Here is a 1,220-nt window from a genome sequence, read left to right on the forward strand (position 1 = left end):
TCGTGGACAGCACGGCAGACCAGGAAGTGGTCGGCGGGGTCGACTCCCACACCGACACCCTCCACGTCGCGGTCATCAGCGACAACGGCGGCCATCTCGCGGACGCCGAGTTCGCCACCACTGCCGCTGGATACGCCGCGGCCCTCGCCTTCCTGAGCGCGCACGGCCACGTGATCGCCATCGGGGTGGAGGGCACCTCGTCCTACGGAGCCGGATTCACCCGCGCCGCCCGCGAGGCGGGGCTTCATGTCGTGGAGGTCAACCGGCCCGACCGGGCAGAACGCCGCCGCATCGGCAAGTCCGACCCCATCGACGCCTACGCCGCAGCCCGCGCCGCCCTGTCCGGACGGGCCTCCAACGCCCCCAAGGACGACACAGTCGCGGGCATACGCGCCCTGCACAACGCCGCCCGCTCCGCGGTCAAGGCCCGCACCGCAGCCCTGAACCAGATCGGCAGCCTTCTCATCACCGCCCCCGACACCATCCGCGCCAAATACGGTCGGCTCAAAGGAACGGACCGCACCGACGCCCTCGCCCGCCTGCGGCCCGCCGGGGACGCAGTCCATACCGCGGTCCTCACCGCGCTGAAGAGCCTCGCCCGACGCGTCAGGGAGCTGACCGTCGAACACGAGACCCTGATCAAGGCACTGGACAGCGTGGTCGCCGTCCACAACCCCGGCCTGCGAGCCGCCCACGGAGTCGGTCCCGACACCGCGGCCCAGCTGCTCGTCACCGCCGGAGGCAACCCCGATCGCATGAAGACCGAGGCTTCCTTCGCTGCCCTCTGCGGTGCCGCGCCCGTCCCCGCCTCCAGCGGCCGGACCAACCGCCACCGCCTCTCACGAGGCGGCGACCGGCAAGCGAACGCAGCCCTCTACCGCGTCGCCCTGGTCCGCATGTCCAGCGACTCCCGCACCCGGGAGTACGTGGCACGTCAGACCGCCGCAGGCCGGACCAAGAAGGAGATCATCCGGCTGTTGAAACGGGCCATCGTCCGAGAGATGTTCCGCTGCCTGACCACCACCGTCACCGTCCCCGGCATCGCCGACCTACGGCCCCTGCGGCAGTCCAAGAACATCACCCTGACCGCCGCGGCCCGCCACTTCGGCCTCTGGCCGGCCACCATCTCCACCCTCGAACGCGGGATCCGCCGAGACGACGACCTCGCCCACGCCTACCGCAACTGGCTCCAAGCCGCTTGACGGGCAATAGGAGCATCA

The 1,220-nt window shown here is 70.8% G+C and carries 1 protein-coding gene; it reads left to right on the forward strand.

Going from position 1 to position 1,220, the window contains the following annotated elements; translation table 11 throughout:
* Window positions 1-1,202 (forward strand): IS110 family transposase (locus ACFY1E_RS47930; RefSeq protein ID WP_389088940.1); only part of this gene is annotated, 1,202 nt, incomplete at its 5' end.
* Window positions 1,203-1,220 lie beyond the last annotated feature (18 nt).

The sequence above is a fragment of the Streptomyces sp. NPDC001604 genome, from assembly GCF_042893475.1.
In the GTDB taxonomy this organism is placed as follows: domain Bacteria; phylum Actinomycetota; class Actinomycetes; order Streptomycetales; family Streptomycetaceae; genus Streptomyces.